The organism is Paraburkholderia sp. CNPSo 3274 (assembly GCF_024206475.1).
Classification (GTDB): domain Bacteria; phylum Pseudomonadota; class Gammaproteobacteria; order Burkholderiales; family Burkholderiaceae; genus Paraburkholderia.
This window is the reverse complement of record NZ_JAMBPR010000046.1, coordinates 43,012-68,482: the sequence shown is the minus strand read 5'-3', so window position 1 is coordinate 68,482 and position 25,471 is coordinate 43,012. Positions and strand designations below refer to the sequence as shown.

The 25,471-nt window shown below is 65.2% G+C and carries 23 protein-coding genes and 2 pseudogenes; 16 read left to right on the top strand and 9 right to left on the bottom strand.

The window, feature by feature from the left end:
• Positions 1-429: 429 nt before the first annotated feature.
• Positions 430-747 carry a hypothetical protein gene (locus M3I54_RS27895; protein WP_254341887.1) on the bottom strand — a complete coding sequence of 106 codons (318 nt, stop codon included), beginning with the start codon at positions 745-747 and terminating at the stop codon, positions 430-432.
• 570 nt (positions 748-1,317) lie between these two features.
• On the opposite strand from M3I54_RS27895, the gene M3I54_RS27890 reads away from it, so the two are divergent.
• Positions 1,318-1,695: a hypothetical protein gene (locus M3I54_RS27890; RefSeq protein ID WP_254341886.1), complete on the top strand. Its 378-nt coding sequence runs from the start codon at positions 1,318-1,320 to the stop codon at positions 1,693-1,695.
• Positions 1,696-1,777: 82 nt separating this feature from the next.
• Complete coding sequence (locus M3I54_RS27885; protein ID WP_254341885.1) at positions 1,778-1,948, top strand: hypothetical protein; 171 nt, start codon at positions 1,778-1,780, stop codon at positions 1,946-1,948.
• Positions 1,949-1,966: 18 nt separating this feature from the next.
• Here the strand turns inward: M3I54_RS27885 and M3I54_RS27880 are convergent, their stop codons facing one another.
• The 3 genes from M3I54_RS27880 to M3I54_RS27870 are packed head-to-tail and all read right to left on the bottom strand — an operon-like array spanning position 1,967 to position 4,706.
• Positions 1,967-2,995, bottom strand: coding sequence for an acyl-CoA dehydrogenase family protein (locus M3I54_RS27880; RefSeq protein WP_254341884.1), 1,029 nt, complete (start codon positions 2,993-2,995; stop codon positions 1,967-1,969).
• Positions 2,996-3,008: 13 nt separating this feature from the next.
• Positions 3,009-4,175, bottom strand: coding sequence for an acyl-CoA dehydrogenase family protein (locus M3I54_RS27875; protein WP_254341883.1), 1,167 nt, complete (start codon positions 4,173-4,175; stop codon positions 3,009-3,011).
• 60 nt (positions 4,176-4,235) lie between these two features.
• Complete coding sequence (locus tag M3I54_RS27870; RefSeq protein WP_254341882.1) at positions 4,236-4,706, bottom strand: MaoC family dehydratase; 471 nt, start codon at positions 4,704-4,706, stop codon at positions 4,236-4,238.
• A gap of 310 nt (positions 4,707-5,016) precedes the next feature.
• On the opposite strand from M3I54_RS27870, the gene M3I54_RS27865 reads away from it, so the two are divergent.
• The 10 genes from M3I54_RS27865 (at position 5,017) to M3I54_RS27820 (ending at position 16,470) form a co-directional block, all read left to right on the top strand.
• Positions 5,017-6,324: an MFS transporter gene (locus M3I54_RS27865; RefSeq protein ID WP_254341881.1), complete on the top strand. Its 1,308-nt coding sequence runs from the start codon at positions 5,017-5,019 to the stop codon at positions 6,322-6,324.
• A gap of 166 nt (positions 6,325-6,490) precedes the next feature.
• Entirely contained in the window at positions 6,491-7,738 is a 1,248-nt protein-coding gene (locus M3I54_RS27860; RefSeq protein WP_254341893.1) for a CaiB/BaiF CoA-transferase family protein, read from the top strand.
• Positions 7,739-7,795: 57 nt separating this feature from the next.
• Positions 7,796-8,671 (top strand): IclR family transcriptional regulator, encoded by an 876-nt coding sequence (locus M3I54_RS27855; RefSeq protein WP_254341880.1) that lies wholly within the window; start codon positions 7,796-7,798, stop codon positions 8,669-8,671.
• A 210-nt stretch (positions 8,672-8,881) separates the two neighbouring features.
• Positions 8,882-10,309: a DNA-binding protein gene (locus M3I54_RS27850; protein ID WP_254341879.1), complete on the top strand. Its 1,428-nt coding sequence runs from the start codon at positions 8,882-8,884 to the stop codon at positions 10,307-10,309.
• 314 nt (positions 10,310-10,623) lie between these two features.
• Positions 10,624-11,859: an ABC transporter substrate-binding protein gene (locus M3I54_RS27845; protein WP_254341878.1), complete on the top strand. Its 1,236-nt coding sequence runs from the start codon at positions 10,624-10,626 to the stop codon at positions 11,857-11,859.
• 85 nt (positions 11,860-11,944) lie between these two features.
• The gene (locus tag M3I54_RS27840; protein WP_254341877.1) at positions 11,945-13,156 is read left to right on the top strand and encodes an ABC transporter substrate-binding protein; all 1,212 of its coding nucleotides are present in this window, start codon (positions 11,945-11,947) and stop codon (positions 13,154-13,156) included.
• Positions 13,157-13,184: 28 nt separating this feature from the next.
• Complete coding sequence (locus M3I54_RS27835) at positions 13,185-14,057, top strand: branched-chain amino acid ABC transporter permease (protein ID WP_069266856.1); 873 nt, start codon at positions 13,185-13,187, stop codon at positions 14,055-14,057.
• Between the two features lie 5 nt (positions 14,058-14,062).
• On the top strand, positions 14,063-15,052 hold the full coding sequence (locus M3I54_RS27830; protein ID WP_254341876.1) for a branched-chain amino acid ABC transporter permease: 990 nt from the start codon (positions 14,063-14,065) through the stop codon (positions 15,050-15,052).
• On the top strand, positions 15,039-15,776 hold the full coding sequence (locus tag M3I54_RS27825) for an ABC transporter ATP-binding protein (protein WP_254341875.1): 738 nt from the start codon (positions 15,039-15,041) through the stop codon (positions 15,774-15,776). The genes M3I54_RS27830 and M3I54_RS27825 overlap by 14 nt, the downstream gene beginning before the upstream one ends.
• Positions 15,769-16,470: an ABC transporter ATP-binding protein gene (locus tag M3I54_RS27820; protein WP_254341874.1), complete on the top strand. Its 702-nt coding sequence runs from the start codon at positions 15,769-15,771 to the stop codon at positions 16,468-16,470. Before M3I54_RS27825 ends, M3I54_RS27820 begins: the two co-directional genes overlap by 8 nt.
• Positions 16,471-17,099: 629 nt before the next feature.
• On the opposite strand, the gene M3I54_RS27815 is transcribed toward M3I54_RS27820, so the two are convergent.
• The 4 genes from M3I54_RS27815 to gtdA all read right to left on the bottom strand — a co-directional run bounded on the left by M3I54_RS27815 (position 17,100) and on the right by gtdA (position 20,875).
• Positions 17,100-18,308 carry a 3-hydroxybenzoate 6-monooxygenase gene (locus tag M3I54_RS27815; RefSeq protein WP_254341873.1) on the bottom strand — a complete coding sequence of 403 codons (1,209 nt, stop codon included), beginning with the start codon at positions 18,306-18,308 and terminating at the stop codon, positions 17,100-17,102.
• A gap of 43 nt (positions 18,309-18,351) precedes the next feature.
• Positions 18,352-19,002, bottom strand: coding sequence for a maleylacetoacetate isomerase (gene maiA / locus M3I54_RS27810; protein WP_254341872.1), 651 nt, complete (start codon positions 19,000-19,002; stop codon positions 18,352-18,354).
• A gap of 29 nt (positions 19,003-19,031) precedes the next feature.
• Positions 19,032-19,730 carry a fumarylacetoacetate hydrolase family protein gene (locus M3I54_RS27805; RefSeq protein ID WP_254341871.1) on the bottom strand — a complete coding sequence of 233 codons (699 nt, stop codon included), beginning with the start codon at positions 19,728-19,730 and terminating at the stop codon, positions 19,032-19,034.
• A gap of 95 nt (positions 19,731-19,825) precedes the next feature.
• Positions 19,826-20,875, bottom strand: a complete 1,050-nt coding sequence (gtdA, locus tag M3I54_RS27800) for a gentisate 1,2-dioxygenase (RefSeq protein ID WP_254341892.1) — start codon at positions 20,873-20,875, stop codon at positions 19,826-19,828.
• 157 nt (positions 20,876-21,032) lie between these two features.
• On the opposite strand from gtdA, the gene M3I54_RS27795 reads away from it, so the two are divergent.
• Positions 21,033-21,974 (top strand): LysR substrate-binding domain-containing protein, encoded by a 942-nt coding sequence (locus M3I54_RS27795; protein ID WP_254341870.1) that lies wholly within the window; start codon positions 21,033-21,035, stop codon positions 21,972-21,974.
• 32 nt (positions 21,975-22,006) lie between these two features.
• Positions 22,007-22,078: pseudogene (locus tag M3I54_RS27790) on the top strand (hypothetical protein); the annotation flags it as partial.
• Positions 22,079-22,108: 30 nt separating this feature from the next.
• On the opposite strand, the gene M3I54_RS27785 reads toward M3I54_RS27790, so the two are convergent.
• Entirely contained in the window at positions 22,109-23,695 is a 1,587-nt protein-coding gene (locus M3I54_RS27785) for an MFS transporter (RefSeq protein WP_375542216.1), read from the bottom strand.
• A gap of 145 nt (positions 23,696-23,840) precedes the next feature.
• Between M3I54_RS27785 and M3I54_RS27780 the strand changes: the two genes are divergently transcribed.
• Positions 23,841-24,731 (top strand): LysR substrate-binding domain-containing protein, encoded by an 891-nt coding sequence (locus M3I54_RS27780; RefSeq protein WP_254341869.1) that lies wholly within the window; start codon positions 23,841-23,843, stop codon positions 24,729-24,731.
• A gap of 230 nt (positions 24,732-24,961) precedes the next feature.
• Positions 24,962-25,402, top strand: a pseudogene (locus tag M3I54_RS27775) (SulP family inorganic anion transporter); the annotation flags it as partial.
• Positions 25,403-25,471 lie beyond the last annotated feature (69 nt).

Below are 25,471 nucleotides of genomic sequence, written 5' to 3'. Positions count from 1 at the left end.
CAGCGTAGAAGACCGGGGGCGGCGCGACGAAGAGCGGGGGTGGGACACCCAATAAAACCCCGACCCTCGCATGCGCTTGCGCGGTGCTGCCCAGGCATGCCGCTGTCGCCGCGATCAGGGCAGCCACAGCTATCCTCACCCTCACAAGCTTTCTCCTATTCGATGAAGCGGCGCCCGTCACCATCGGCGCCTGATGGAAGGCTCGGTCGCATAAGCCGAATGACGACAACAAGCCGTGAGCCGTGCATGCACTGTCTGACGAAGGGCAACGCCACATGCCGTACGAGTTTGCCGTCAAAAATCGATCACAACCTGCGGATGATCTTGAGGAACCTCCGCGTTTTGCCCGGCCACGCGTGCGCAGGTGGTACGCCGGCCTTCCTATGGTCAAGCCGGACAGGTCTGCGACTTGCGTACCTCGATGCCCAATCAACTTTCGCTGTAGATCGAACGATACGAGGCCAACTGAGCCGGAATCGTTGCCGCCGGAGTTGCGAAGCCCAATTTCGCGCTACCGTAGCCACTGAACGCTTGTTGTCGAGCCGCCACGCTCGTTAGCGCCGCGTGGATGTTCGCCGGATAGGGCGCTTCACCGCGGGTGCCGTCGTAGCCAGCCTGCTGCAGTCGGATGACTTCTTCGTGCACTAGCAGCTCACGCGTGAGAGGACTGTTTTCCTGAGCGGCCGCGCCCGTGGGCAAAGCGATGACTGACACGACCGTGAAAACAGGCATGAACACTTTAGCCATGATGAAGCTTCCAATATCGAGCGCCTGGGACAGACAGCAGACGCGAGGTTAGCGAAACAACGACCAGGCGCGGTCTTGAATTCCGGGCACCGGTGCCGTTGAAGTCCGTCATTCTCTTATCGATTAATCTCGATTAGCTTTCGTCAATACATTGTTTCTGTGCTTGCAACGTCGCGAGACGGCTATCCGCACGCGATTTGCAAGTGCGCGGCGAATGCATGGCCGCGTTAAGAAGGGCGATATGCGGGAATTGCTTGGGCTCTCTACGCGTCGGCGATTCGCCAGGCGCGCGAGTTGCATGTTCGCGAAATGGCAACTCAGAATTGCGCGCGTCGAATGACGACTCGCCTTCGTTACACTGCAACCTGCACCTGATGCGGCATTTGCCCAGTTTGATAGTGGATCCCCGAGTAGTCGTGCCATGGCTGGGTCCTGTTTAAATTACGAGCTCTGATGCACTGATCGGTATCGGGCGAGGAGCAAACAACGGTTGCGCTGTTTTTTCGCGCCACCGATGCCGTCGGCGTAAAAGCGGGCGCTATCCCTGGTCTTAACGCAGAGGAGTCTCAAATGAAGAAGTGGTTTGCCGCGCTGCTGGTTTTGTTCGCAGCGAGTTCGCATGCAGCCGGCGATTCGTCGACGAACGCAACGGTTGAAAACGTCCCAGCTACGAATGAAGTCGGCGGCTTCGTCGTGCTTCGGTCAGCGGACTGCAAGTGCCGTTACTACGGTGCACTCCAGCAGACTGCGCGTTTGCCGCGTGGAATGGTAGAGCGTATCGTTGCGCTGGCCCAGGACGGAAGGGTCTATGACTGGATGACGGTCATCAGCTACTCGGCATGCCTGCAGGCCGACGGAACCTACGTCAAGCAACGCGTTTCGCTGGATTCGCCCGGCGGGAAGCGGCTCCGCGTGGGGGATAGCGTAGAGCTGCGATCACCGGTTTGACAAGGTTTAGCAGGTCACTGATCACGGACTTCTCGGTCCCGGGACCGGCGGAAATCCTCTAGATTAGTTTTTGAGCTGTGCGATGAAGAAGACGAAGACACCGCGAACCACACTCGCGCCGGGCCTGGCCAAGGTCTGCTTCCCAGCAGTTTTACTCTCTTGTGTCGTAAACAATACTGATCATATCGACATTTTTCGCATCGACACGCTTACTGCAACAGAACCGGTCCTCGAGCGCGTTGGCACGGCGTGATGCCCGCGTGGCGCGCGATTACGTTCCGACCGCCGCGGCCTCGTCGAGCGCATCGTAAATGCCGATGACTCCCGCGGCGACGTTGCTCCAATGATCGATGGCGTGCGTGCCGACCACATCGTCCCAGAACGACTCCGATCCATATTGAAGCCGTTGTGCGTGCAACCGTCTCGTGTAGAGCTGCAGGTCGAACTCGGCGGTGATGCCCATCGCACCCACTAGCGCGTGTGCGCCGTTCGCCACTAGCGGCGCGGCGCGGCTCGCGCGCGCCTTGGCAATGGCCGCCGCGATGCGCTGTTCCGAAGTGTGGTGTCCCGCGCAGCCGAGCTGCGCCGCCACGCGTGTGGCGGCCACGTGCTCGGCCATGACGCTCAACTGCTGCTGCACGGCCTGGAACTTGCCGAGTGAGCGGCCAAACTGCTGGCGGTCGTTCACGTAGTCGAGCGTCATGTCGAACACGCGCTGCATGCCGCCCGCCATTGTTGCGGCCGTGGCGAGCGCGCCCAGCTCGCCCACGCCACGCACGGTTGTGGGCAGCGCGCGCGCCGCATGCGCGGGGTAAGTGAGCGTGGCGTCGAGGCTGTCGCCGTGCGCGCGCAGTTCGGCGCTGGCGAGCGGGACGAGGCTCGCACCGTCGGCGGTTTCGACGATGAGCGTGTCGGCGACGAGACCGTAGGGCACGAATGCCGCGCCGTGCCGCGAGGCATTGCCAAGCGCGATGGCGATGGGACCGCGCGGCGCTTCCACGCCCGCGTGTGCGAGCAGCTCGCGCGCGATCATGGTGTGCGCGGCGGGCAGCGGCAGCGCGTGCGCGCCGAATTCGAACAGCGCGCCCGCCGTGGCGGCGAGGCGCATACCCGAGCCGCCTTTTTCCTCAGGCACGAGCGCGTCGAGAAAGCCGAGCGCATCGAGCTGATCCCACAGCGCGCGTCCCGCGTTGCGGTCGCGCGCCGCTTCCACGGTGCGCACGAATTGCGGCGTGCAGTGACGCGCGAGCACGTGATGCGCCGATTCGGTCAGCATTTCATCCATGGTGTTTTTCTCCATGTTCGTCGTTCGTTTAGCGCAGCCCGAGGCCGCGCGCGATCATGCCGCGCAGAATCTCGCGCGTGCCGCCGCGCAGCGAGTACGACGGCGCGATCTTCGTCACATAGTCGAGCGTATCGGCTAGCTCGCGTGCCACGGATTGCCGCGGATGCGCGCCGAGCGCGTCGCCGATCAGCGTGGGCACGCTCTGCTCGAAGCTGGTGCCGAGGTCCTTCACGAGCGCGGCCTGCGTGGCGGGGCTTGCCCCGTCGGCAAGCGCTCCCGTGACGGCCACGGACATTGCCCGCAAGGTGGCGAGTTCGGTCACGAACGCGCCGAGCGTGCGGCGCTCGCTTTCGCCAACCGGCGCGTGTGTCGTGCGCGCGGCTTCGCGTAACGTATGCGCCCATTCCTCGAGCAGCACGATGCTCGAATAAATGCGCTCGGGGCCGCTGCGCTCGAACGCCAGTTCTGCGGTGACCTGTTCCCAGCCCGCGCCTTCAGTGCCGATCAGTGCGTTCTCGGGCAATTCGACATCGTCGAAGGTGACCTCCGAGAAGTGCGCGTCGCCGGTGAGGTCGCGGATCGGCGCGACATGCACGCCCGGCAGCGACAGGTCGACGATCAGTTGCGAGAGCCCGCGATGCCGGTCCTCGGGCGCGCCCGAGGTGCGCACGAGCGCGATCATGAAATGCGAGTGCGGCGCGTTGGTCGTCCAGATCTTGCGGCCCGAGAGGCGCCAGCCGTTGGCGGTGCGCTCGGCGCGCGTGCGCACGCTTGCGAGGTCGGAGCCCGCGCTGGGCTCACTCATCCCGATGCAGAAAAACGCTTCGGCGAGGCAAATGCGCGGCAAATAGAACGTCTTCTGTTCGTCGGTGCCGTAGCGTGCGATGAGCGGGCCGCTCTGGCGGTCGGCGATCCAGTGGGCCGAAACCGGTGCGCCGGCCGCAAGCAGTTCTTCCACGAGCACGAAGCGCGCGAACGGGCTGCGCCCGCCGCCGCCGTACTCCCGCGGCAGCGTGAGGCCCAGCCATCCTTGCGCCGCGAGCTGGCGGCTAAAGTCGGCGTCGAAGCCGAGCCACGAACGCGCGCGCACGGCGGGCGGCACGCCTTTGAGCGCCTCAGTGAGAAATGCGCGCACCGGCGCGCGCAACGCCTCGTCTTCGGGGGGAATCGTTCGGAGTGTGAAAGGGTCGGTCATAGCGTGCTGCGCTTTACAGTGCAGTTCCTGGCAGTGCGAAGTCATCAGGCGCTTGCGCGCTCATTCTGGGCGGCCGGCGAGCATGCGCTTGACCGTGTACGAGAGCACGAGTTCGTCGCGCTGATTGAGCACTTCCACGCGGCTCGTGACCACGGCGCGATTGTGCTTTGAGGTGGGCTTCACTTCCGCGACTTCCACCACGCCGTAGATCGTGTCGTTGACGAGCACCGGCGCGTGCGCCTTCATCGAGAACTCGAGCATGGCGAGCCCGGTGCCTTGCACCATGGTCTGGAACAGCAAGCCTTCGATCAGGCCGCTCGTGAGCGCGCCCGGCACGGGGCGGCCGCTCATGGCGCCGTGTTCGAAATGCGCGTCGATGAAGATCGCCTCCAGCATGCCGGTTGCCGAAATGAAATTGACCAGGTCGGTTTCCGTGACCGTGCGCCGGAACGTGCGAAAGCGCTGACCCGCTTGCAGCTCCTGCCAGTAGAAACCGCGTCCGAGTAGTTGGGCGTCTTCGTGTGTCGTCATGCCTGTCTTCCTCCAGTGTTGGATGGCGCGCTGCGCCGGTATCGTGTTCCGATTCTAGAATCGAGTTTCGATATCGGCAACACGGTTCGAATATCGGAACAGGCCAATCCACCCGGAGTGTGTTGGTAAGATTATGTTTATAAAGAACAATTGGGCGAGATTTTAACGCTTTGAGGGTATACGCCAGGCACGCGCCTCGTTCGGTATTCAGAATCCGATGCTACATTCGGAACCCGAGACCGGCTCCGCCGGCCCGGCAGCCAGAGCAATTCGAATAAACCTGAAAACAGGAATCAAGGAGACAAGCTGGATGAACGCCAACCCCGAGATCGCGCAGGCAGGCGCGGCGGCCGAAGCGGCGCCGCGACGCACGGCCAGCGTCATATTTGCAGGCAGTGTCGGCAACGTGGTGGAGTGGTTCGACTGGTCGGTGTATACGACCTTTGCGATCTACTTCAGCAAGCAGTTCTTTCCCGCCGAGAACGACACCGCCTCGCTGCTCGCGACCTTTGCCGTGTTCGCCGTGGGCTTCTTCATGCGGCCGCTGGGCGGCTGGGTGATCGGCGGCTTCTCCGATCGCTTTGGACGGCGCGCCGCGCTCACGCTCACCATCATGATGATGGCGGGTTCCTCGCTGCTGATTTCCGTACTGCCCACCTACACGACGATCGGCGTGCTCGCGCCCATACTCTTGACGGTGCTGCGCATGGTGCAGGGCCTCTCGGTCGGCGGCGAGTACGGCGCGGCCACCACCTTCCTCGCGGAATCCGCGCCTGCGAAGCGTCGCGGGCTGTATGGCAGCTTCCTGTTCTTCAGTATCGCGGCGGGCCTGCTGCTCGCTTCCGCGCTTGCCAGCGTGATGACGAACGTGATGCCGAAGGAAGCGCTCGTGGCGTGGGGCTGGCGCATTCCCTTCTTCATTGGCGGATGTGGCTCGCTCGCGGGCTTCTGGATGCGCCGCAACGTGGGCGAAACGCATGCGTTCGAGCAACTGCGCCGTTCGGGGCGTATCGAGCGCCGCTCGCTGTGGTGGACGTGGACGCAACATCGCACGGCCGTGCTGCGCCTCGTGGGCATCAGCGTGCTGGGTGCGTTCAGCTTCTATCTCTTCATCAGCTTCATGCCGATCTACGCGATCCGCCACGCGGGCGCGACCCCAGCGGACGCATTTCTGGCCAGCACGCTGAGCATTGCCATCTTCATGATCGCGCAGCCGTTTTTCGGCGCGTTGTCGGATCGTTTCGGGCGGCGTCCGCAATTGATGGTGTTTGCGGCGGCCTATCTCGTGTTCCTCTATCCGGTGGTGCGCTCGATCGGGCCGAGCGTGACGTCGATGCTGCTCGTCGAATGCTTCGGCTTGCTGACTTATGGTCTTTATTCGGCTATCGCGCCAGCGGTCATGGCCGAGCTGTTCTCGACCGCGGTGCGCGGCATCGGCATTGGCGCGGCGTACAACCTCGTGGTCGCCCTGCTCGGCGGCACGACACCGTATCTCATGACGTGGCTGCAATCGCAGCAGCGCGAAGGCTGGTTTCTCGCCTACGTGTGCGCGGGCGCGGCCGTGAGTCTTTTCGCTTACTGGCGCATGCCCGAAACGGCGGGCAAGCCGCTCGAATGAGCATGGCGCACGCGCAGCGCTCGAACGTGTAGTTCCGCAATCCCGGCAGAGGTCATTTCACATGCAGCAGCAAACGAGAGAAGCATCGGCATCGCAGTCGACGACAACGCAGGTACGACAACAAGCACAGCAACAGGGCGGCCAGCGCGGCCGGCCGCTGGAAGGCATGCGGGTGCTCGATCTTTCCCGCGTGCTGGCAGGGCCGTGGTGCACACAAAATCTTGCCGATCTCGGCGCGCAGGTGATCAAGATCGAACGGCCCGGCAACGGTGACGAAACGCGTTCGTGGGGGCCGCCCTACCTGCGCGACGAAGCTGGCCGCGACACCGTGGAAAGCGCGTATTACCAATGCGCGAACCGCGGCAAGCTTTCGATGGCGGTGGACATCGCCGCGCCCGAAGGCGCCGCGCTGATCCGCGAACTTGCGCGCCAGTGCGACGTGCTGGTGGAGAACTTCAAGGTGGGTGGCCTGAAGAAGTACGGGCTCGACTATGAGAGCCTCGCGGCGCTCAATCCCGCGCTCATCTACTGCTCGGTCACGGGCTTCGGGCAGAGCGGGCCGCTCGCGCACCGTGCCGGCTACGACTTCCTTATTCAGGGCATGGGCGGCCTCATGAGCGTGACGGGCGAGCCCGACGAGACGCCCGGCGGCGGTCCTCAGAAAGTCGGCGTGGCGGTCACGGACCTGATGGCCGGCATGTACGCGACGACGGGCGTGCTCGCCGCCGTGATCGAGCGGCAGCGCAGCGGCCTCGGCCAGCATATCGACATTGCGCTGGTCGACTGCCAGCTCGCGATGCTCGCGAACCAGTCGATGAATTACCTCTGCACGGGCGAGGTGCCCCGGCGCCTGGGTAACGCGCATCCCAACGTCGTCCCGTACCAGACCTTCGCGGCCAGCGACGGTCATCTGATTCTCGCGTGCGGCAACGACAGCCAGTTCCGGTCGCTGTGCGGCGCGATGGATCTGAACGAACTCGCGGCGGACCCGCGCTTCGCCACCAACAGCGCGCGCAGCGTGAATCGCGCGCTGCTGCTGCCGGTGCTCGAAAAGGCGTTTCGCACGCGCACGCGTGACGCGTGGATCGACGCGCTCGAAGCGTGCGGCGTGCCGTGCGGGCCGATCAACGACGTGGCGCAGGCGTTCGGCTCCGAGCATGCGCGTGCGCGTGAAACCGTGCGTCGCATTGCGCATCCGCTGGCGGGCACGTCGCCGAGCGTGGCGAGTCCGCTGCGCTTGTCGGCAACGCCCGTGGAATACGACGTGCCGCCGCCCTTGCTCGGCGAGCACACGCGTACGCTGCTCGACGATCTGCTCGGTCTCGACACCGCGCACATCGACGCGCTGTGCGCGAGCGGGGCGATCGGCGCGAGCGCGGTGGCGAGCGCGAGTCAGCAGGAGGAGGCCGTTTGAGCGCGCCCTGGTTGCCGCGTCGCAGCTGGTTCGCATCCCTTTCGAGAGCAGGGCGACATGTATAATTTTTCGCACCGTTCAACCGTCAATCGATCCATGGCGCACCACCCCGAAGACCGCGAAGCGGGCACCGAATCCACCGCGTCGCCCGGGCCGCGGGCGACTACGCGCATCGTGCAGGTACTGCGCATTCTCGCCGACCATCCGCAAGGCGCCACGCTCACCGAACTGGCGGACCTGAGCGCCACGCCGAAAACGAGCCTCCTCGCGCTGCTGCGCGCGCTCACGCACGCGCACTATCTCACGCATGACGGCGGCAAGTACGCGCTCGGCGTAGAAGCGTTCAAGCTTGGCGCGGCCATCGTCGCGCAGCGGCGCTTTCCCGAGATCGCGCGCCCCGTGATGGAGCGCCTGGCGCTCGAAGCGGGCGAAACGATCCTGATCGGTCAACTCGCGAGCGACCGGCCATCCATGGTCTATGTGATGTCGGCGGAGAGCCGCAGCGCGATCCGCTTCATTGCGGGCATCGGCGAGCGGCGCGAACTCTTTTCCTCCTCGGGCGGACGCGTGTTGCTGGCCGCGATGAGCGAGGCGCAGCAAACCGAGTATTTCCGCACGGCCGAATTGCGCGTTCACACGCCTGCTACGCGCACGCAAAAGCGCGAGCTGAAGGCGCTCCTCAAGGAAGTGGCCGAGACCGGTGTGGCCGCCACGGTCGAGCAGAGTTCCGCCGACGTGGTGGGCTTTGCCGCGCCGATCCGCGACGAGTCGGGCGCGGTGATCGCGGCGCTCGTGATGGGCACGCCGGTCAGCCGCGGCGTGCCGGGCATGGAGCGTTTCAAGACGCTGATCGCGCGCGGCGCGGCGGAAGTGTCGGCACTGCTTGGGTATGCGAGGCCCAGTACGTTGGCGTTTTCAAAGCAGGTGGGATAACCAGGCGCGCTTTGATCGGGCAGGCGCTCACCGCGCACGCCGTGGCGGCGTCATCCAGGGGTCCGGCATCAGTTTGAAGCCACCCACCCCAGGCAGCGCAATCCTGTGAACACCTCCCCTTAAACCCGGCTTTTCGAGCGATTAACCGGGAGGTGGTTGCCCGACAATCTCTAGAAACGCGGGGTGGGCTCGCACTTTCTCGAGGCATATATGTCAAGCAGCATTACGATCACGGACGACCTGGTTGCTGAAATCGCGGAACGGATGGCCGACGAGGGCCAGAAGGTTTCTCCCATGGCCATCTGGTCTGAAGTTCATACCGGCTCGGTGGTCGCAGTGGCTGCCTCGCTGCGCAAGTGGCGCGAAGAGCGTGCGCCGCGCGTCCAGCAAGTCGTGGAACGCCCTGCGTTGCCAGAAACCGTGACGGACACGATGCGCGACGCGCTCGATCGCTTGTGGACGTCGGCGCAGGACGAGGCCGAGCGCGCCGTGGCGCGCCGTCTGCAGTCGATGCGCGAGCGCGTCGAGGACGCGTGCAACGAACGCGATAACGCGCTCGAGGAACTGCAGACCACCGTCCAGGAACTCGACGCCCTGCAAGTCCAGCTGGATAAGATGACGCGCGCCTACGAGACGAAGACCGATGCCGGGTCGGGTCTGGAGGAAGACATCGCGAGCGCGATGCAGCGCGCCGACACAGCGGAGAAGCGCGCGGAGGAACTGGCCGAGCGCGTTTCGGCCCTCGAGGCAGAACTGGAGCGCGCGGTCGCGGAACTGGCCGCCGAGCGCGAAGCGCACGCGAGCCAGGCTGCCGAAGCCGCAGCGGCAGCGGCAGCGGCAGGCGAGGAGGCCGAGTCGGCAGCTTCGACCGAGAACGACGAAGCGGAGCGCGCAGCGCTGGAAGCCGCCCATGCGGAAGCGGTTGCGAAGCTCGAAGGCGAACTCGAAGCGATTCGCGCGGCGCTGCAGGCCGAGCAGGAAGCGCACGCGGCCCAGCGTGAGCAGGTCGCCGGAGCGCAGGCCGAGCGGGACGCCGCCGCAACCGAACTACAGAATGCCCAGCAGCAGCTCGCCAGCCTGAGCGACGAGCGCACGGCCGACGCCTCCGAAATCGCGCGTCTCTCGGCGAGCTTGACCGAAGCGCAGGAGCGTGCCGACGCCGCGCAGCAGCGCACGACCGAACTCGCCGAACTGGGCGAATTCGTCAAGGCCGCGGCGTCGAGCGAAGCCGCCGAGGGCGCAGCCGAGGCACAGCCGGCGGCCGCCGATGCGGAAGAAGTCGAGGCGCTGAAGGCCCAGCTTGCCAGCGATACGGCCAAGCACGCCGCCGCGATTACCGATGCGCGCGAGAACATCAAGCGCTGGTCCGAGTACGCGAACGGACTGAAGCAGCAACTGGCCCAGGCCAACGAAAAGGCGATCGTGGGTCTGGCCCGCAGCGCCGGCGAAGCCTCGCTGAGCCGCCGCCTCGCCGCCGAGCTGGGCCAGGTCGTGCCGGAGCATGAACTGCTGCGCAAGGAATCCCAGCAGCAAGTGGTCGTCGAAGCGGTCAGCGCCCATCTCGAGCAGCAGGGCTATGCCTACGACGCCAAGACCGGCATGGTGTCGAAGCTGAGCACCGAAAACGCGCCGGCCTGAGCGCACCGTAGACCGTACGTTTTGATGGCGCATCGCGAGTGCGGTGCGCCGAGCCGTTTCTCAATGACCGCTGCCTCAGTGCAGCGGTTTTTTTTCGCCCCTTCTCGATAGATCCGCAGGCTGCACGCGCGCAGGCATTGGGACAAATGCCGACTTCCAGCCAGCCGAACGCCCGCTTTCCCGAAAACGAATTGTTGGCCTCACGCGCCTGAACCACACTGGCACCTGTCCAGTGGCGCGCATGAGCGAATCAGGCGGCCACCGCGCAGCACACTCCAAAGCACACAAAAGCCCCAAAAGGCAAAGGAGGAGACATGACGCGACTCAAGACGCGCGGGCAGCACGTGAGCATCGGCAAACCCCAACGCGGGCGGCCCGTACAGACGCACCTGCGCGGTGCGCTGGCGGCGGCGCTGGCCATCGCACTCGCGCCGTCGTTCGCGCACGCCACAGAATGGCGCGTGGGCGTGGAACTACCGCTCACCGGCGCGCTCGCGCAGGCGGGCACCGAAATGTACCGCGGCATTCAGGTGGCGGCCGACATCTACAACCGGCGTCATCCGCAGGACAAGATCACGCTGGTGGCCGTCGACGACGAATCGAACCCGGCCAAGGCCGTTGCCGCAGTTGAGCAGCTCGCCTCGCAGCATGTGGTCGCGATTGCGGGCGCGGCCAATTCGAACTGCGCCGGCCCGGCGTCGGAAGCCGCGAGCAAGGCCGGACTCGTCTACGTGACGTCGGGCGGCACCAGCGATGACATGGTCACGCGCGGTCTGAAGAACTTCTTCCGCGTGAGCAACACGCCCGGCTACACGAAGGGCATGGTGGGCCTCTTCAACACGCTGGGCGTGAAGTCGGTGGCGATCGTCTACTCGACGAAGGACGCAACGAGCGACCTGGCCAGGCAGCTCGACACGGCTCTCAAGGCGCAGGGCATGAAGACCTTCCTGCATGCCTACGATCCCTCGATCAGCGACTTCAAGCCGCTTATCAACAAGGTCAAGCTGCAGGACAAGCCCGACGCCATGGCGATGCTCGGCTACGAGAACGACTACGTGGGGATTCTGCGCGCCTCGCGCGTGCTCAAGCCCGACCTCAAGGCGATTGCGGCGCCGTGGGCGTTCGCGAGCCCGAAGATGGCGCAGTCATTCCCCGACCTCGTGCCGAACGTGTACGGCGCAACCGTGCTCTCCTCGCCGGCTGACTACCGCTCGGCGGACCAGCGCGACTTCTCCGACACGTACCAGCGGCTCTTCAAGACCAGCTCGAACTATCAGTCGCAGACGTCGTTCGTCTACGCGCAACTGCTCTTCGACGCGATCGCGGACGCGCAGAAAGCGGGCACGCTCGACAAGGGCGGTCTGGCCGACACGCTGCGCGCCACCCAGCGCGACGACACGTTCATTGGCAAGGTGGCGTTCGACGCTCGCGGCGACAACGCGAACTACGTGGCGCACATGGGCCAGTTCGCGCGCGACGGCAAGCTTGCGCTCGTCTGGCCCGCGAACTACGCAACGGCGAAACCGGTGTATCCGGGCGTGCCGTGGTAACAAAAACATAGAAGAACGAAACAGGGCGAGCGCCGCATGTGAACGGCGCCGCTTCCTATTCCCGAGACTCAGGTTTGGAGGTTCGATGGTCCGCTTCGCGACTCGCAGCAAGCCCCGCGCCCTCGTGCGCGGACTCTTTCGCATCGGCGCGGGCGCCGCAAGCGCCTGCGCGCTGCTCGCCCATACGCCCGCCGCATTTGCCGACACGCTGCCCGTGGGTGTGGAGTTGCCGCTCACCGGCTCGATGGCGCGCGCAGGCAACGCGCAGCTCGAAGGCATTCGGCTCGCCGCCGATCTCTTCAACAACGGCAGCGGCAAGCACAAAGTCGCGCTCACCGTGGTCGACGACGAGGCGCAGCCCGCCAAGGCCGTTTCGGCGGTGGAGAAGCTCGCCTCGGAAGGCGTGCTCGCCATTACGGGCGGCTACGGCTCCAATTCGGTGAGCCCGGCTTCGGAGGCGGCAGACAAGGCGGGCATCGTCTATATCACCTCGGGGGCCGTGGACAGCGCGATGACCTCGCGCGGGCTCAAGCACTTTTTCCGCATCGGGCCCGCATCGGGCTACTCGAAGGCCGTGGTGGGGCAGTTGAACGCCATGGGCGTGAAGTCGGTTTCGATTCTCGCCTCGACGAAGCAGGCCACCACCGACCTCAGCAACGAAGTCTCCACGCAACTGCGCGCGCAGGGCGTGGCGGTGACCGTACACGCGTTCGACCCGGCGATGACGGACTTCAAGCCGCTCGTGAACAAGGTGCGCTTGCAGGACAAACCTGAAGTCCTGCTGATGATCGCTTACGAGAACGACTATATCGGCATTCTGCGCGCCGCCAAGGTGCTGCGCCCGCAACTGAAAGCAGTGATGGGCGCGTGGTCCATCGTCACGCCGAAGATGACCACCGACTATTCCGATCTCGTCAACAACGTGATCGGCTGCGCGATGCTGCCATACCCCGCGGACTTCGGCACGGCCGACGGACGGGCCTTCGTGCAAGCGTATCAGGCTGCGTATCACAAGGAACCCGACTATCTGGCCGAATTCGCCTACGTGCAGTCGCGGCTTCTGTTCGACGCGATGGCGCGCGCCGCCGACGCGGGCACGCTCAAGCAGGACGGTATTGCCGCCGAACTGCGCGCGAAGCCGCACGACACGCTGATCGGCAAGGTGAGCTTCGCGCCGAACGGCGACAACCCCGCGTTCCTGAACAACATGGCGCAGATCCAGGGCAATCGCATCGTGCTCGTGTGGCCGAAAGAGCGCGCCACGGGCAAGCTGAACTACCCCGCGCTGCCGTGGTAATTGCGCGCGCAACGAAGGAGGAGCCGCAATGACGGACCTGTTGCTGCAATCGCTGTATTCGGGCGTGCTCGTGGGCGGCGCCTATGCGCTCGTCGCGCTGGGGCTCGCGCTGGTGTTCGGCTCGATGCGCATCATCAATCTCGCGCACGGCGAGCTGGTGCTGCTTGCCGCCTATATCGCCTACACGTTCGAGACGAAGCTCGGCCTCAACCCCGTGTTCGCCATTCCGGTGGCGATTCCCGTGGTATGCGCGGCGGCGGCCGCCGCGTGGTACCTGGTTAGCCGAATTAAACGCGACCGCGAGCTGAACTCGCTGATCCTGACCTACGGTATCGGCATCGTGCTGACCAACGCCGTGCTGCTGGGCTGGGGCGCCGACGTGCGCTCGACCGGCAGCGCATGGCTGCAGGACAGCGTGATGCTCGGCAACCTGCTTTCCATGCGTAGCGAAGTGCTCTCGTTCGGTATCAGTGTCGTGCTGATGCTCGCGCTCTGGTGGTGGCTCTCGCGTTCGTGGTATGGCCGCGCCGTGCGCGCGATCTCCAGCAACCGCGATGCGGCGCGCCTGATGGGTATCGACCCGCGCAAGACCGAACTGATCTCGTTCGTCGTGGCGGGGCTGCTCGCTTCGTGCGCGGGCGTATCGATCTACGCGTCGAGCGCGATCCAGCCTTCCATTGGCGAAGCGCTCACCGTCAAGGCGTTCATCATCACGGTGCTCGCGGGCGTGGGCTCGATTCCGGGCGTGCTGGCGGGCGCGATGCTGCTCGGCATTACCGAGGCGCTCACCGTCACGCTCGCCAGTTCGGCGTTGCAGGAACTCGCGGGCATGCTGCTGTTTCTGCTCGTGCTCTACGTGCTGCCGAATGGCTTGTTCGGCGTGGCGAAACGAAGGGGATGAGATCGATGTCGACATTGAAAACCACAACGGCCTGGTCCGGCCCGCGCGTGGCTGGGCTCGCCGTGGCGCTGGCCGTGCTTTATGCGGGCGTGCCGCTCGTGTTCGGGCAGAACCTGTATCTGATGAGCCTTGCGGTGGCCTCGCTCACGATCGCGGGTGTGGCGCTTGCGTGGGCGCTGCTCGGCAATCTCGGCGGCATGGTGAGCTTTGGACACGCGGCGTTTTTCGGCGTGGGCTCGTATATCTCCGCACTCCTCACGCTCAAGGCCGGCTGGCCCGTGTTTCCGGCGATGCTCGCGGGCGGCGTGGGGGCGGCAATCGCCTCGCTCGCCATGGCCCCCGCGCTACGCCTGAAGGGGCCGTACTTCGCGCTCGCCATCCTCGCCTATGCGCAGATCTTCCGCATCATCGCGACCGAATGGTCCGATCTCACGGGCGGCGCGAGCGGCCTTTCGAGCATTCCGGGGCTGCCGAAGGTCGCGGGCTTCGACTTCGGCAGCAAGAGCGGCGGCTATCTCGTCGTGCTCACGCTCGTGCTCGTGTTCGCCGCGATTTATGCGCGTCTGCGCGGCAGCCATGTGGGACTCGCGCTGCGGGCGATGCACGAATCGGAGGACGCCACGCGCGTGGTGGGCGTGAACAGCGTGATGCTCAAGCTCGCCATGCTGATGCTCTCGGCGCTGATGACAGGGCTCGTAGGCGCATTCAACGCGCACTACATCAACTTTCTCGAACCCGATTACGCGTTCAACGCGAGCTGGGCCGTCGTGCCGATCATTGCCGCGATTTGCGGCGGCTATCGCACCATACTCGGGCCGCTGGTGGGCGCGGTGACGGTCTATCTGGTGGATCAGCTCGTGCTCAAGAGCCTGCTGCCAACGGGGCACCAGATCGTGCTGGGCATCCTGCTCGTGGCGATGATCATCGTGAGCCCCGCGGGTCTGACAGCACTGCGCTTCAAACGTACCCGGCGAGGTGTCTATGCAGCAAGCTGAACAGGCGGCGGAACTGCGCCTGCAGGATGTCTCGATCCGCTTTGGCGGCATCACGGCGGTCAACGGTGTTTCGCTATCGCTCGGCACACGTGACGTGGTGGGGCTGGTCGGCCCGAACGGCGCGGGTAAGACGACGCTTTTCAACGCGATTTCGGGACTCGTGCGGCCTACGAGCGGTTCGATCCGTTTCGGCGATGTGGATCTGTTGAAGGCGCCGCTTTACCGGCGCGCGCGCCTTGGCATCGGGCGCACGTTCCAGGTGCCGCAGCCCATGCACGAACTCACGGTGCGCGAGAACCTGATCGTCGCGCAACGCTTCGGCACGGGGCGTGTGGATGAGGCGCGCATCGACGAAATCCTCACGTTCCTGGGACTCGAAGGCCGGGCGCAGCGCGACGCGGCCACGGAACTCGCGCTCACCGAACTGAAGGCGCTGGAGGTCGCGAAAGCGCTCGCCACGGGACCGAAGCTGCTGTTGCTCGACGAAGTGCTGGGGGGTCTTGAGACGGCCACCAAGCGCCGGTTCATGCAAACGCTGCTGGCGGTGCACGAGCAATACAACGTAGGCATCCTGATCATCGAGCACGATATCGAAACCGTGATGAACCTGTGCCGCCGCGTGTGCGTGCTCAACTTCGGCAAGCTGATCGCCGATGGGCCGCCCGCCGAAGTGTTCCGCGATCCCGAGGTGGTGCGCAGCTATACGGGGGAGGCCCATGCTTGAGGTCAGCAGCGCCCGCGCCGGCTACGGCGCGATCAACGTGTTATGGGACGTTTCGCTCAATATCGCGAGCGGCGAGGTCACGACCATCGTGGGTCCGAACGGCGCGGGCAAGACCACGCTGCTGCGCGCGATCATGGGGCTCGTGCCGCTGGAGCGCGGCCAGATCACCTTCGACGGCGCGCCGCTCGCGGGCGTGCCCACCTGGGACATGGCGCAGCGCGGTATTGCGATGGTGCCCGAAGGGCGCATGATCTTCCGCGACATGTCGATCGAGGAGAACCTGATGCTGGGCGCGTTTGCGAAAACGCGGCGCGCTGGGGCGAAATCGCAGCTCGAGGAGGTCTACGCGCTGTTTCCGCTGCTCAAGGAGCGTCGCGCGCTGCCTGCGGGCACGCTATCCGGTGGGCAGGCGCAGATGCTGGCGCTGGGCCGCGGGCTCATGTCCTCGCCGCAGCTCATGCTGATCGATGAGCCTTCGCTTGGGCTTGCGCCTGTGATGGTGCAGGAGGTGTTCGCGATTCTCGATCGGCTCAAGGGGGCGGGGCGCACTATCGTGCTGGTGGAGCAGAATACCAATATGGCGTTGCGGCTCGCTGATCAGGTTTATCTCATGCAGGGCGGGAAGGTTACTTTTGCTGCGCGCGCTAAGGATGTGAATGTGGATGAGCTTCACGATATGTATTTTGCGCGTTAGCTTTTTTTGTTGTGGTTCCTGGCTGTTTTCGCGTTTCCTTGTGTTCGCGTCGGTATGCATGCGTTGCCCCTGTGCGGGGCGGCACCTACTTTCTTTGCCGCGGCAAAGAAAGTAGGCAAAGAAAGCCGCTCAAACCGCCAATGCCTGCCACGGTTCACCTCGCGCCATTAATGGTGAATGGCTCCGGAGCGTCTGTCACCTCGCACCACCAAAGTGAGTGACAAGGCAGTCATGCATCCCGCTGCTCGCTACGCGCGCTGCGGTCGGGTCTGCAAGGGAAACCCAATGGGAGGAATCAGGATTCGCGAGAATGCACGCGCCCCAACGGTTTTTGGTTATGCCCCACGGCGCGCGCAGCGCCGCCGGAGGGATGAGCGCCTTGTCACTAACCTTGAAGGCGCGAGGTGACAGACGCTCCGGAGCCATTCACCATTAAAGGCGAGAGGTGAACCGTGGCTGGCACTAGCGGTTTGAGCGGCTTTCTTTGCCTACTTTCTTTGCCGCGGCAAAGAAAGTAGGTGCCGCCCCGCACAGGGGCAACGCCTGCATACCGACGCGAACACAAGGAAAGGCCAAAGCGGCGAGGAACTACGACCAGAACCCAGGCAAACCTCAAACGCACTAGCGGCTCAGACCGCGCCAGAATCGAGACAATTCTCAGCACTCCACCCATAGAGCCACTGCAGCGAGTCATAGAACTGCTCCTGGCTGCGCCCCACCCACAGCGCATTGCGCACCAGCCGGTCCACGCCCTTCGCATGGTAGATGCGCCCCATTTCACGCGCAGAGTAAAGCACGCGCGCCGTACGCGGAATACGCGCCGCCTCATAGCGCTTGAACGCCTCGACGAAATCGCCATCGGCAGCCTTGACGGCAACGCCCAGCGTGACCGCGTCCTCGAGGGCCTGGCAGGCGCCCTGCGCCACATACTGCGTCATCGGGTGCGCGGCGTCGCCGAGTATTGTCGCGCGCCCGAAGCTCCATTGTTCGACCGGATCGCGATCAGCCGTGGCCCAGCGCTTCCACGAAGTCGGGCGGTCGAGCATCTGCCGCGGCAACGCGTCGACTCCTTCGAAGTACGAAAGGACCTCTTCCCTGCTGCCGTCGCGCACGCCCCAGACTTCCTGCTCACGGCTATGGAAGGTCACGACGAGGTTGTACTGCCGGCCGCCGCGCAGCGGATAGTGTACGAGGTGGCAGTGCGGCCCCGCCCATACCACGGGCGCGTTGATCTGCAGATCCTTCGGCATGTTCTCCACGTCGACCACGGCACGGTAGACCACGTGGCCCGTCACGCGCGGCGCGTCGCCGATCAGCGCCGCGCGCACCGCGGACTTCACGCCGTCGCAGCCGATCACGGCGTCGGCGCTGTAGCGCTCGCCATGCTGGTCGATCACGGTGACGCCTTGCTCGTTCTGTTCGAGCGACTTGATCTGCGTGTCGGTGCGAAACTGGATGAGCGGATTGTCTTTCACCGCTTCGAGAATCGACAGATGAATGTCCGCACGATGAATCACACCATACGGATTGCCAAAGCGCTCGCGAAAACGTTCGCGCGTTTCGATGCGCGCAACGGGTTTCGCGTTGGTCGCATCCATGAGCGTGAGCGAGTCCGTGAACACCGCGCGATTGCGAGCCGCTTCACCGGCACCGAGCGCGTCGAGCGCCGTAAACGCATTGGGGCCGAGCTGGATGCCCGCGCCGATCTCGCCGATCTGCGGGGCCTGCTCGAGCAGCAGCACGCGGACGTTGGCCCGCGCGAGCGCGAGCGCCGCGGCAAGCCCGCCGATGCCGCCGCCCACCACGATCGCGCTGCGCCTGGTGTTAGATGAATGCATGTCTTGTCTCCTGAATGACTTGTTTGTGGCCCGCAGCGCGCCGCTAGGCGGTGTAATCGGGCTGACGCTGCGGCTCGGCCGCTGCGAATGCGGAATGCCCGCAGGCGCGCCGATAGACCGCCATGCTGCGTTTGTAAGCGGACAAATCGCAGCCCATGCGCAACGCGTTGGCGATCTGCGGCACGAGGCAGCAGTCGGCGAGCGTGGGCGCCGCGCCGAAGCACCACGGTCCATCGTGCGACTCAGCGGCCTGCGCGAGCAAACGCTCCACGCCCGCCATGCCTTCCGCGATCCAGTGCCGATACCAGGCGCTCTTCTGCTCCGGCGTCACGTCCAGCACATCCTGCAGATACTTGAGCACGCGCAGATTGTTGACAGGATGCATGTCGCAGCCGATCAGGTACGCCAGTTCGAGCACGCGCGCACGCGCTTGCGGCTCTGCCGGAATCAGACGCGGCTCGGGGTAGCGCGCATCGAGCCAGTCGATGATGGCGAGCGACTGGCCGAGATGGAAGTCGCCTTCGACGATCGCGGGCACCGCTGCCGAAGCGTTGACGTGCTCGACGTACTGCGCCGCGCGATGCTCGCCGGTGCGGATGTTGACGCCGAGATACTCATGTTCGACGCCCTTGAGCCGCAACGCGATGCGTACGCGGTATGAAGTCGAGCTATTGAAGAAGCTGTAGAGCTGCACGATGGACTTTCCTGTAGAACGGATGCGGCTCAAACCACCTTCACGGTCAGCTCGCCCAGGCGCTCGACGCCCACCTTCATGGTGTCGCCGGCCTTCACGGGGCCCACGCCTTCGGGCGTGCCGGTGAAGATCACGTCGCCCGGTTCGAGGCGGAAGAACTTCGAGAGATACGAAACCGTTTCGGCCACCGACCAGATGAGGTGCGAGACGTCGCTCTTCTGCTTCGTTTCGCCGTTCACGGTGAGCCACAGGCCTGCGTTCTCAAAGTGGCCGGCCTCGCTTGCCGGATGCACCGGGCCCACCGGCGCGGAAAGGTCGAATGCCTTGCCGATCTCCCAGGGGCGGCCCATTTCACGCATCTTCATCTGCAGATCGCGGCGCGTCATGTCGAGGCCCACGGCGTAGCCCCACACGTGCGAGAGCGCGTCTTCCTCGGCGATGTCCGAACCTGCCTTGCCGATCACCGCCACGAGTTCGGCCTCGTAGTGGTAGTTCTGCGTTTGCGCCGGATAGGGCAGTTCGAGCGTTTCGCCATAGGCGACCGGCACAATGGCGTTATCGGGCTTGCAGAAGAAGAAGGGTGGCTCGCGGTCCGGGTCGAAGCCCATTTCGCGCGCATGCGCAGCGTAGTTGCGGCCCACGCAATACACGCGGCGCACGGCGAACTGATCGGTCGAGCCGGCGACGGCAAGGGCGACGGGCGCCTCGGGCTGGAAAACGAATGCCATGATGATTGCTCTTTGAGAGAGTGAACAGATTGATATGGATGACGAACAAAGTGGCGAGCGCATAGCAAGTCGAACGCGCTCTCGCCGTCAAGGCGTTAGCCGACGCGTTCCTCGCGCAGCAGATTGAGCGCGGCGAGCACAGGGCGATCGGAGTAGCTGAAGAGCACCGCGTCACTTTGCGCTTCAAGTTGCACCGGCGCCCACGAGGGCGCGACGAACACGTCATGAGGGTCGAACGCGAAGCGTTCCTCGCCGATGCGCACCGCGCCGCTGCCTTCCACCACGCAGTAGACGGTCGAATCGGTGCTGCGATAGGTCTTGCCCTTGAAACCCTTCGGCAGGAACTGCATGAAGGTCGCCATGGTGGGCATGGGCCAGCCGCCCGTGGCCGGATTCACGTAGCGCAGCTTTACGCCGTCCCAGTCGTCGAGTTCGCCGTTGCGGTAGAGCGTGTCGAGCGCTTCCCGGCTGCGCGCATACGGGTAGCTGAAGATCGGCGAGGTCGGATCGCTCACCGTATGGCGCACCGGCAGCATGTTGTGGCCGAAGCGCGCGTAACTGTCGCCCTCGGGGCGCGTAACGGGCTGCGTGGCCTCGGGGTAGTTTTCGGCGAAGCCCGCGTCGAGATGCGCGATCAGCGGGATGTCCAGACCGTCGAGCCACACCACGGGCTCGCCGCCTTCCTCGACGGACGGGTTGCCGTGATCGTGCCAGCTCCACGAGGGCGTGATGATGAAGTCGCCGGGGTGCATGGTGGTGCGCTCGCCGCTCACGGCCGTCCACGCGCCCTTGCCTTCGACGATGAAGCGCAGCGCCGACTGCGTGTGGCGGTGGCTCGGCGCGATTTCGCCGGGCAGGATCAGCTGCAGGCCGCCGTACAGATTGGGCGTGAGACTCGATTTGCCGGGCAGACCGGGATTTTCGAGCACGAGCACGCGCCGGATCGCCTCTTCGGCGCTGATGACCGAGCCCGCCTGCATGACGAGTTCGCGCAGCTGCGCGTACTTCCAGATGGCGGGCAGGGCCTGCGGGCGCGGCGACTTCGGCACGAGGGCGTGCAGCGATTCCCAGAGCGGCGACATGCCGCTGCGCGCGATCTGCGCGTAGTAGGCTTCGCGTTCGGGCGTGGTTGCGCTGGCTGACATGCTGGACATGCGAGTCTCCTTTGTTCCTATGTATTCGTTAGTGCGGCGTTGGGTTTGCATTGCCGTTGAACGAATTTATAAGTCAGCGAGCCATATCCAGTAAAATCATAATTTCTTCTCATTCATATGTTTTTGGGTATAACTTGGCGGGGGACACATGGACTGGACACATCGCCTGCGTCTGCGGCACCTGCAGATGCTGCTTTCCGTGGCGCAGACCGGCAATCTGAGCCAGTCGGCCGAGGCGCTCAACACCACGCAGCCGGCGCTTTCCAAGTGGCTCAAGGACCTCGAAGCCGACATCGGCTTGCCGCTATTCGAGCGCCACGCGCGCGGCCTGCGGCCCACGCCATACGGCGAGGCGCTGATCGAGCACGCGCGGCGCATTGAAGGCCACCTCGACAGTGCCCGCGATGACATGGATGCGCTGCGCGAGGGCGGCAGCGGGCTGATCTCGATCGGTACGTCGGGTGTTTCGGCAGCGGACACGGTGCCGCTCGCGGTCGCGCGCCTCGTCGAGGCCATGCCGCGCGCGCAGGTGCGCCTCGTCGAAAGCACGATGAATCTCATGATGCCGGCGCTCGTGCACGGGGAACTCGATATCGTGGTGGGACGCGCGGCCAACGCGCAGGTCGACCCGACGCTCGAAATGGAGACGCTCTATCGCGACCCGGTGAACTTCGTCGTGGGGCTCGGGCATCCGCTCGCGAAACGCCGCAAGCTGGACTGGCCCGATTTGCTCGAGTATGCGTGGATCGTCTGGCCGGCCGGCACGCCCATTCGCACGGCGCTCGAAACGGCGCTCGCGGCGGCGGGGCGCAGCATGCCACGACACACCGTGGAGTCGAATTCGTCGATGCTCAACGTGACGCTCCTGAATCAGACGCGCCTGATCGGCGTGGCCTCGCATCGCGCGGCCGTGCGCTTCGAGCGCCTGAACGTGCTGCGCGTGCTTGGCATGCCGATGCCGCTCGGCAGTTCGGGCGCAGTGGCCATGTACTGGCGGCGCGACAGCGTGAGCCGCGCGGCGGTGGCGCTGGCGCTGGATTGTTTGCGCGAGAGTGCGAACCCGCCGGGGCAGGGCGTGGTTCTTCAATAGCGTTTCATGAATCCCATTCATGAAAGCATGGGGGAATCAACTTCATCGATACGGCCGATGTTTATCACGCCGGCTGCTCGGACGAAATCGTGGACCGCGCAATTGAGCGTGTGAAGCGAACGTGAGCGCGATCGTCACGCCTCGCCTCGTTCATGCATGATCGCTGCGGCGTGCTCCGGCAAATCCGCTTGCACCGCGGTTGCAGCGCGCGTACGCCCTAGAAACACGAGCGCCGCCATAGCGCAGCCAAGCGTCAGCGCAGCCAGCCCCGTAAGCAACACCGAAAACGCATCGGCATAGGCTGCACGCAACGCGGACACAGGCACGCCCGGCAGCCACGCCGCGGCCTGCCCGAGGTCACCCGTCGCGAGTCTTGCCGACGCCTGCGCAATCGCGCCCGCATCGACATGAACGTGATCCGCGGCGAGAAGCCGGGTTTGCGTGAGCGCAGCCAGCAGCGCGCTCACGCAGGCAAGCGCAATCCCTTCGCCCGCCACGCGCGTCGTGCTGAAGATGCCGGTGGCCATGCCCGCGCGCTCCTTTGGCACGACGCTGACGGAGAGGCCGTCCATCAAACCCCAGGGCATTGCCGCGCCGGTGCCGATCGCGAGCATCGGCCCGATCGCCGACGCATTCGCACCGCCGCGCAACGCCAGTCCGAGTGCGTAAAGCCCCGCTGCGGCAACGGCCAGGCCAATGCCCGAGACCACGCCCGGCGTGAGCCAGCGCGTGAGCGCCGCAGCCGCGAGCGGCACGACTAGCATGGGCGCCGAGAGCGCGAGCATGAGCCAGCCCGCGTCGATCTCGCGGTAGCCCTCCACGCCGATGAGCCGTAGCGGCAGCACGACGAGCAGAACGACGTAGCAGAAGCAGGTCGCGATGGGCAGCAGCTGAACGCCCACGAAGCGCGGATAGCGAAAGAGCGATAGATCGAGCATGGGGCGCGCGATGCGCTTTTCGATTGCCACGAAAGTGCACGCCAGCACCACCGAAGCGGCCAGCAGTCCCGCCACGAGGGCATGGGTCCAACCGCGGATGGGTGCTTCGATCACGCCGTACGTGAAGCACGAAAGCGCCGCGGTGAAGGTGAGCGTGCCGGCCCAGTCGAGTCCGCGCGCGTTCGGGTCGCGCGACTCGCGCATGCGCGGCACACCGAATACGAGTGCGAACGCGCCCGCCACTGCGCCGGTCGCGAATACCGCGCGCCAGCCGAGGCGCTCGATCAGGAGCCCGGCGATCACGGGCCCGAACGCGAGCCCGAGGCCGAAAGTCGTACCGAGCAAGCTGAATGCGCGGGTGCGGGCCTGGCCGTCGAACTCTTGCGCGAGCGCCGCGGTGCCGCCTGCCAGCGCCGCTGCGGCGGACAAGCCTTGCGCTGCGCGCAGCAGGTCGAGCGAGAGGAGCGAAGGCGCACAGGCGAGCGCAAGCGAAGCTAGCGTAAAACCCGCGACGCCGAGTGCGAACACACGCTTGCGCCCGTACTGGTCCGCGAGGGTGCCTGCCGCCATCAGCAGACTGCCGAAGGCGAGCATGAATGCATTGGTGACCCAGTTGAGGGCGGCGGGGGCGCTGGCGGCGTCGGGCGCGAACGCGCGGCCAATGGCTGGGGTGGCAACGGCACCACCGGAGAAAGCGAGCGGCATCGCGAGGCCGGCGAGGCAGACCGCCGCCAGGATGGCAACGCGGCGCGACGCCTCGTTGTCGTTGCGGGAAATCGTCACGCAAAGGCTCCAGAGGTCGCCGGGCGCACGCCGGCTGGAGCGAACTACGATAATGCGCAAGCGCGCGCGGAAAAACAGGCTGGCGTTCCGCAGATTGCGGAACGCAATTCGCGAATCGTTGCGCGCGGGACTACTCGAATATGCTATGGACAATCTCAACGGCATCGTCGCTTTCGTGCGCGTCGCGCAGGCGCTCAGCTTCGTGGAGGCCGGGCACGCACTCGGCATCTCGGCCTCGGCGGTCGGCAAAAGCATTGCGCGGCTCGAGCAGTCGCTCGGCGTGCGGCTCTTTCATCGCACTACGCGCCGCATCACACTCACCGAGGAAGGACAACTCTTCTATGAGCGCTGCCATCGCATGCTCGAAGAACTGCGCGATACGCAGGAACTGCTTTCGGCGGCGGCCCAAACGCCGCGCGGGCGCCTGCGGGTGAGTCTGCCCGCCATCGGCTATCGCTTCCTGCTGCCGGTGTTGCCCGAATTCGCGCGGCGCTACCCGGAAATCGAACTTGATCTGGACTTCAACGACCGGCTCGTCGATCTCGTGGAAGGAGGCTTCGACGCCACCATCCGCAGTGGGGCACTTAGCGATTCCAGTCTGATGGCGCGGCGTCTCGGGCCGTTTCGCTTTGTGCTTGCCGCGGCGCCCGCCTATCTCGCGCGCGCGGGCGTGCCACGCACGCTGAGCGATCTCGAAGCGCATGCGTGCGTGCGTTACCGGTTTCCCACGACGGGTAAGCTCCAGCCGTGGGACCTCGCCACGGGAAAGGAAGCGCCGCCGGAATTGCGCGCCGCGCTCGTCTGCAACAACATGGAGGCGTTGCGCGGGGCGGTGGAGGCGGGTTTCGGCATCGGCTACATGCCGGACTTCCTTGTTCGCGACGCGCTAGCGACGGGCACACTCGCGACAGTACTCGACGAGGCCTGCGAAGCGCCGGGCCAGTTCTCGATCCTCTGGCCCTCTAACCGTCACCTCACGCCGCGCCTGCGCGCGTTTGTCGACTTCGTGTGCGAGCGGCTCTTCAAGACGCCCTGAGACCGCCTCGCCGGCAACCTGACGGCAGTCATGCTAGGATGCGCCCTTTCGTCCGTCCGGATCATGGCGCACGCTGACCCGCGAGCGCTGCATGGACCTCGCGGGCCCTCGAGGCGGCGCCACGCCGCCGCCTCGCACCCGACCTTTTCTCCGCCCTCCCTTCGAGCCAACGCGACGCGTGGGGCGTGGCAACGACATCCCGCCAATCCGCTGCAAATCCCTACCGCTACATGGAATCCGACCGTTCCGGCTCGCGCCGTTCTTCGTTGCTGCGTAGCGAACTGCTCGCGGGCATCACGTCGTCGTTTGCGCTCGTGCCCGAGTGCATCGCCTTCGCACTCGTCGCGCGTGTCAATCCGCTCGCGGGCCTGTACGGCGCGTTCTTCATCTGCACGATCACGGCGCTGTTCGGCGGCCGGCCCGGGATGATTTCGGGCGCCGCCGGATCGATGGCCGTGGTGATCGTCGCGCTCGTGGTCCAGCATGGGCCGCAGTATCTGTTCGCCACGGTCGTGCTGAGCGGCATCGTCATGATGTTGTTCGGTGCGCTGCGCCTCGGCAAGCTGATCCGCATGGTGCCGCATCCGGTGATGCTCGGGTTCGTCAACGGCCTCGCGATCATCATTGCGCGCGCGCAGTTCGAGCATTTCAAGGTGCCCGGTCCGCAGGGGCCGCAATGAGCTCTGGGAGGGAGGACTGGGTGACGTGCGCCGCGCTATTGAGCATCAGACCTGGCGTCA